The sequence below is a fragment of the Faecalibacterium prausnitzii genome, from assembly GCF_003287405.1.
Lineage (GTDB): Bacteria > Bacillota > Clostridia > Oscillospirales > Ruminococcaceae > Faecalibacterium > Faecalibacterium intestinale.
The window spans coordinates 1-6,675 of sequence record NZ_PRLD01000029.1; the positions used below are offsets into that span (position 1 = coordinate 1).

The window sequence follows — 6,675 nt, forward strand, 5'->3', positions numbered from 1 at the left end:
TTCAGCACCGATTCCTTCTCCGGCATCTTACCGCCCGGTGCAGAAAGCTGCTGTTTATTCAGCACCATGTCGATATATTTGCGGATATTTTTCAGGGCAGAGATGTCCGGCTGCAAGGTTTCCAGTTGGGTGCGCAACTCTGCGCTGCCGGATTGCAGCGCAGAAAATTCGGCATCCAATGCCGAAAAATTCACCGTTGTGCTGCCGTTCAGCTTCATCAGGGTGCGGACAGCTTTATTAAAGGTGTCCAGTTCCTCTTTGTGCTGGGCGGCATAAGCGTCCTTGGTCAACTTAAAGTTCTTCTTCATAAAGGTATCATGGATAGGTTTCAGTTTGGCATGGACGGCGGCGGCGTCCTTGATTTGGGCGATTGCCCGCATACGGTTTTCGTTCTGCTTCAACTGCCTGCGGAGAGGAGCAACGGTCTGGTTTAAGCTGTCAATGGCTTGGTTCAAGTCCTCAGCGGTGTTCAGGGAATGGGCTTTCAAATAGTCCACCGCCTGTTTGACTTCCTCAAAATCCCGGACAGTGCATTTCAGTTTTGCCTTGCCAGACCAACCGCTGCGCTGCTCGTTGCGGAGGTTGAAGTAGTCCACCAGCAAATCAGAAAGCGTGGGCTCCTTTGCCTTTTCCAGAGCGTCCAGAAGAATCTGCTTCTTTTCAGTCAGGTCTGCGATCCAGCGTTGCAGCCCACGAATTGCGCTGCGGATGGACTGCATCAGGCTGTTGGCCGCACGAATATCCCGGTTCAGGTTGCCGAGAAAGGTTTCCACCCCACGCTTTTCCATCTGGTGTGCGGCGGGGCCGAGATGGACGGTCGGTATCTGCTGGATTCCCTGCCGCTCAAAGGAGCGCAGGTCAACACGTTCTGGTCTGCCAGCAGCTTCCAGATAGCGGTTGGTGATGGTCTCCCAGCTATGCCGCCAGACCTCGGCGTACTTCTGGTCGTTCCAGTCCACCGTGTTTTCCTTGTGGCACTTCCAGTTCCCGGAAGGGAGCCGGATGCGCTCACCGTTCTCGTCAAGGTCGTAGACCTTGCGGGCTTTTGGAAGCCACTTGCCGTGTTCGTCCATTGCCCGGAGCGTCAGCAGAATGTGGGCGTGTGGGTTGCCATCTCCCTTGTCGTGGATAGCAAAATCGACAATCATCCCTTTGGAAACAAACTGCTCCTGACAAAATTCTTTTATCATGGAGAGATATTGTTCTTTCGGCACCTCCACCGGAAATGCCAGCACAATGCGCCGGGCAAGCTGGGAGTTCCACTGGTTCTCCACGGCTTCCACGGCGTTCCAGAGGGTCGCCCGGTCTGCATATCCGGGCGGCGCATGGGACGGCAGCATGATCTCGGCGTGGACAAGCTCTTTCTTCTTGTTGTAGAATTTCGTTTTCTGGTCGTACTCGCTGAACAGCCGTTCGCCGCTTTGGTAAGCGGCCCCGGCAACAGCGGACTGCCCTTGGCTGCGCTTGACGATGGTGATTTTGAAATGCGGACACGGAATAGGCATCACCCCCAAACAAAAAGACCGCCCAGCAAGATTGCTCTTGATGAACGGTCTGGAATTGTATTCGGTTGTGCTCGCCGCCTTGGAACGGAGTGCTGTGCGCTTCGGTCTCAGGCGGGAGCCGCAAAAGGATAGCTGCGGTAGCAGCGCAAGGAAAATGCAGTTTTCCTTGGGATGGAATCGGGCTGGCGCACAAACGCCAGCTTCGATTTCATCGAGCCGTCTGCAAGACCGCAATTTCACCGGAACGGTGTATAATTGCGCCCTATTTCATAGGGGTTTCGGAACGTTCTGCTTTTCGTGAACGTCATGCACCATCTTTGCAAGCGCCAGCACGACTTCCGGTTGACGGAACGAGATTTTCAGAAGCTCCATCACCTGATCGTCGGTCAGCTCTCCCGGACAGACCAGAAAGCTTTCCAGCATTCCGGCACGGGTGCAAAGGCGATGCACACGCTCTCTCCGGTTCAGCTCTGACATCTGGCGTTCAAGGATCTTCTCCCGGTGCTGACAAGCGCGCAGCTTTTGCTCTGCTTTGGCTTTTTCGCTGCGGAGGTAGGCAAGGTCGGTTTTGGGTTGGGTCATGGCATCACGCTCCTTTTTCAAAAACTTTTATTCGTTTACAAACATTTTATAATTCATATTTACCGCCTTGTATTCTTTGAGATAACGAATATAATACGTCTAGGAGAATAGATAAATAATTGAAAAATGATTGCTATATTTGCTGTTAGGAGGTGAGCATAATGAATGCAAAGATACTGATTGCTGATGATGAAAGCGATATTGTTTCTATGCTCGGTAACTTTTTTGAAAGCAAGGGCTTTCGTGTCCTGCCCGCTTTCAATGGTGCAGAAGCACTAAAGCAAGTGGAAAAACAACCGGATATTATTTTGCTTGACATCAATATGCCCGGAACAGACGGGTTAGAAGTTTGCAAGCGTATCCGTGATCACATATCCTGCCCGATCCTTTTTCTGACTGCCAGAATCGAAGATACAGATAAGGTAAAAGGCTTTGCTGTTGGCGGTGATGATTATATTGTAAAGCCCTTTTCCCTCGTAGAGCTTGATGCGCGGGTACGCGCTCACCTGCGCCGGGAAGCACGACACAATTTTGAAGCACAAGTCAAGTTTTCCGGTGATTTGACGATTGACTATTCAGAACGTTGCTTGTTCTTTGGCGATAAGCGTGTCGGTCTTGCAAAAAGGGAATTTGATATTGTGGAACTGCTTTCTCAAAATCCAGGACAGATCTTTGATAAAGAACGGATTTATGAGCGTATTTGGGGCTATGACAGCGAGGGGGACAGCAGTGTTGTAGCAGAGCATATCCGCAGAATACGGTCCAAAATCGCGGCATACACCGACCGCATATATATTGAAACGGTTTGGGGGTGTGGATACAAATGGGTCAAGTAAATTGCCGCAAGCACTATTTATCTCTCCGAAAAAGCCTTGTTCTCTATGTAATTGCCTTTGTTGTACTCGCAGTCTTTCTATCCGTAACGACTTTTTCAATCTGTGATGGTGCTGCCGAGGGTATCAGCGCATCTTATCCTCCGTCCGGCGAAAAATATTATTTGACAAATGAGCAGGGGGAACAGTTGGGCGACGGCGCTTACATCGGGACAGTGCCCGTCCCGATGTCTAAAGAGGACGAGCATACCATTGCGCTACTGGAGAAACTTCCCATTGTTGCAACTCCTATCTATTCTGCATTCTGTATTATCGCGGCTGCGCTGCTATTTTACAGAAACAGGTTGAAAAAGCCGCTTGCGGAACTGCGGACTGCCTCTGAAAAAATAGCGAACAACGACTTGGACTTTTCAATCGACTATGATAACAACGATGAATTGGGACAGCTTTGTGCGTCCTTTGAAATCATGCGGACAACCCTTGCGGACAATTTCTCTAAAATGTGGCGGCAAGTTGAAGAACGAAAAGCACTCAACGCCGCTTTTGCTCACGATTTGCGTACCCCTCTGACGGTACTAAAAGGCTATAACGAAATGCTGCAAGCTAGCGACAATTCCCAAACGAGGGAAACCGCCGCCACAATGGGAAAGCATATTTCCCGTATGGAAAACTATGTAAGCAGTATGAGCAACATTAGGCGTATGGAAGATACGCAGCCGGAGTACAAGTTGATTGGCTTGCAACCATTGGTATCTTCTTTGTATGACAGTGCAAAAATCATTTGTACGAAAAACAGAAAAGAGTTGATTTTACAAAATGACATATCTGTTTTGCAGCTATCTCTTGACAGTGCATTTATCTCACAGGTATGCAACAACTTGATTTCTAACGCTGTGCGGTATGCCCGGACTTTAGTAACAATATCTTTCACCTTGCATGACAACGGTTTGCTGCTTTCCGTATCAGACGATGGGAAGGGTTTTGACAAAAGCAGTCTGCAAAAAGCCACCAGTCCATATTACACAGAGGAAAGCAACCATTCCGAGCATTTTGGACTGGGGCTGTATATTTGCAAGCTGCTTTGTGAACACCACAACGGCTATTTGAAGATCGAAAATACTGCATTCGGGGCAAAGGCATCTGCCTACTTCAAATCTCCTGCCTTGTAGATAAAAAGTAGATATTTTCCCTCTATACTCTCCATGAAAACACATGGAGAGTATTTTTTACTCCCTATGGAGAAAGGGGCTTTTTATGGAATTAAAAACAATTGGGCTGACAAAAAAGTTTAGCTCCAAAACCGCTGTGGACAATTTGAATATTACCTTAACAAATGGTGTCTACGGATTACTGGGTGCAAATGGCGCAGGAAAAACAACGCTTATGCGGCTGCTCTGCAATATCCAAAATCCTACTTCTGGGAGAATTCTGCTTAACGAGAAAAACATTGTGGGGCTGGGTGAACGCTATCGCAATCTTTTAGGCTACTTGCCGCAGCACTTCGGATATTACCCCGATTTTTCAGCGTATGACTTTCTGCGCTACGTTTCTGCTCTAAAAGGCTTGGACGAAAAGGCGGCGCGGAGGAAGTCAAAAGAACTGCTGGAAGCAGTAGATTTATCAAAGGAAAGTAAGCAAAAAATCAAAACTTTTTCGGGAGGCATGAAACAGCGTTTAGGGATTGCACAAGCCATGCTTAATGACCCTCATATTTTGATTTTAGATGAGCCGACGGCGGGGCTTGACCCGAAAGAACGCGTCCGTTTCCGCAATTTGATCAGCGCCTTTTCCAAAGACCGCATTGTGATCCTGTCTACGCATATTGTTTCCGATGTGGAGTTTATTGCGGAGGAAATCATCATGATGAAATCCGGGCAAATCATTCACTTTGGAAATCCGCAGGAGATTACTTCTGAAATCGACGATCAAGTGTGGGAATGTACGGTTCCGACTGCCTATGCGGAAAAATATGCAGCTGCCTACAACACAAGCAACTTGCGAAACACCAGCGAAAACCAGACGATTTTACGAATCATTGGAGATCGTCCGCCGATGGAAAACGCAGTAAGGGTGCAGCCTACTTTGGAAGATCTGTACCTGTTCTATTTCAAAGGGGGCTGTGAAGAATGAAAAAACTGATTCTTTTTGAACTGCGGAAAGTGTTTTCAAAGCGTTTGGCGCTCATCGCTCTAATTGGAATTATCCTGTTCTCTGCCTTGCTATCCTTTTCCACCTTTCAAAACAAATATGCATTTGACCAAAATATCGGTGAAGGTACTGGCAAAACAGCAGTAGAAATCGACAAGGAAATTGCAGCGAAATATGAAGGAATTCTGACAGACGAAAAAGTGCAGCAAATGATGTCTGATTTTGCACCGACATCAGATTTACATGGATTGAGTGCAATCTATGTTTATCAAAACGCCATGCAATCGGCAGCCTTTTCACGATTTTCTGATAAAGAGGGAAATTGGAACGGATTAAGTGTTTCTGATGTATTTGGCAATGAAGAAATCAAAATTGGCTATGTGGACGGTTGGCTTTCCACCAGTCGAAACATGGTGCGGGTTTTTGTCGCGCTTGCTCTTGCGGTTATCATCATGCTTGCTCCGATTTTCTCCGGCGAGTATGAAGGTGTTGATAATATCATATTGACAAGCAAGTACGGTAAAACCAAATGCGCTACTGCAAAGGTGGTTGCAGGTATTATCACCGCCATTCTCACTACCACGCTGATTGCAGCATTTAACCTGCTTCTTGCTTTTGTTTTTTATGGAACAGAAGGGTTGGATTGCAGTATTCTATTTGCCCCCAGTGACTATGTGGAAGCGTTTATCCCTTTTAATATCACCTGCGGTACGCTGCTCAAATATCAAATTCTGCTGGCATTTACCTGTACGCTTAGCGTTACGGGAATTACACTGTTCCTATCTGCAATCAGTAAAAATCAGATTGTAGCTTTGGTTGCGGCGATGGCAATTTTTCTTTTTCCCGTTTTGCTGCCGATCACCGAAGTAAATCCATTGTTCCGATTGGTTGGACTTCTTCCGATCTATCATGTACTGGCCATTTCGCTCCTGTCGGTGGAACAAATGAGTAACGGGATGCTGTATGCGATATGGGCAATCCCGGCAGCACTGCTCTTTTTGGGAGTTTGTGCAGGTATCTCTCGCCGTGTATTTGCCAAGCACCAAGTTTCATAAATATGGAATGATCTACCGGACGACGGCAAAAGAAAAAAGCCGTCGTATAGCAGACATATCCGCGCGCCCATTTTGAAGCGGCGGCTCAATTTTCAGAGCCGCCGCTTCTTTGTGTTTACACAAACCAATGATGACTTGCAGGGATACGGTAGCCGATTGGAGGTTATTTTACCATAGCAGATCGGTTATCGCTCTCAAGATGCCCGCACAGGCTGGATAGTCAGTGCTGCATCTCTAACCTGATACGTTACCCCGCCAGCATCGCCCCTTGCCTTCCTCTGGCACACCTCCGGGTGCTGCGATGCAAGGGCATCAAGCTGCTTCTGCAGGGCGGGATTCAGCGTGAACACGCTGCTTGTTCCGTCCTCACTGGCGTAGATCATGGTTTCCAGCTTAAACATTGTCATCAGGCTCGACAAAATCTTCCTTCCTCCATTCCTTGTCCTCCTCGATGTCCTGTATCAGGAGCAGCATATTGGTGTAGCACTCCATCTCAGCACGGACAAAGTAGAACATCTGGTCGTACCAGTCTGCCAGCGTTTCGTCCTCCAG

The 6,675-nt window shown here is 47.8% G+C and carries 7 protein-coding genes; 4 read left to right on the forward strand and 3 right to left on the reverse strand.

Annotated elements, in window-relative coordinates; translation table 11 throughout:
- Together mobQ and C4N24_RS14465 are read right to left on the reverse strand one after the other, a co-directional pair.
- A partial coding sequence (mobQ, locus tag C4N24_RS14460; protein WP_431733139.1) for a MobQ family relaxase occupies positions 1-1,499 on the reverse strand: 1,499 nt, incomplete at its 3' end.
- A gap of 273 nt (positions 1,500-1,772) precedes the next feature.
- Entirely contained in the window at positions 1,773-2,087 is a 315-nt protein-coding gene (locus tag C4N24_RS14465; protein ID WP_112091982.1) for a DUF3847 domain-containing protein, read from the reverse strand.
- 161 nt (positions 2,088-2,248) lie between these two features.
- Here C4N24_RS14465 and C4N24_RS14470 point away from each other — a divergent pair, with 161 nt between their 5' ends.
- The 4 genes from C4N24_RS14470 (at position 2,249) to C4N24_RS14485 (ending at position 6,123) form a co-directional block, all read left to right on the forward strand.
- A complete protein-coding gene (locus C4N24_RS14470) occupies positions 2,249-2,923 on the forward strand; it encodes a response regulator transcription factor (RefSeq protein WP_055192417.1) in 675 nt (224 codons plus the stop codon).
- Entirely contained in the window at positions 2,911-4,089 is a 1,179-nt protein-coding gene (locus C4N24_RS14475) for a HAMP domain-containing sensor histidine kinase (protein ID WP_112091983.1), read from the forward strand. Before C4N24_RS14470 ends, C4N24_RS14475 begins: the two co-directional genes overlap by 13 nt.
- 85 nt (positions 4,090-4,174) lie before the next feature.
- Positions 4,175-5,050, forward strand: coding sequence for an ABC transporter ATP-binding protein (locus C4N24_RS14480; RefSeq protein ID WP_112091984.1), 876 nt, complete (start codon positions 4,175-4,177; stop codon positions 5,048-5,050).
- On the forward strand, positions 5,047-6,123 hold the full coding sequence (locus C4N24_RS14485) for an ABC transporter permease (protein ID WP_112091985.1): 1,077 nt from the start codon (positions 5,047-5,049) through the stop codon (positions 6,121-6,123). Before C4N24_RS14480 ends, C4N24_RS14485 begins: the two co-directional genes overlap by 4 nt.
- A 194-nt stretch (positions 6,124-6,317) precedes the next feature.
- On the opposite strand, the gene C4N24_RS14490 is transcribed toward C4N24_RS14485, so the two are convergent.
- Positions 6,318-6,524 carry a hypothetical protein gene (locus C4N24_RS14490; RefSeq protein WP_112091986.1) on the reverse strand — a complete coding sequence of 69 codons (207 nt, stop codon included), beginning with the start codon at positions 6,522-6,524 and terminating at the stop codon, positions 6,318-6,320.
- Positions 6,525-6,675: the final 151 nt, after the last annotated feature.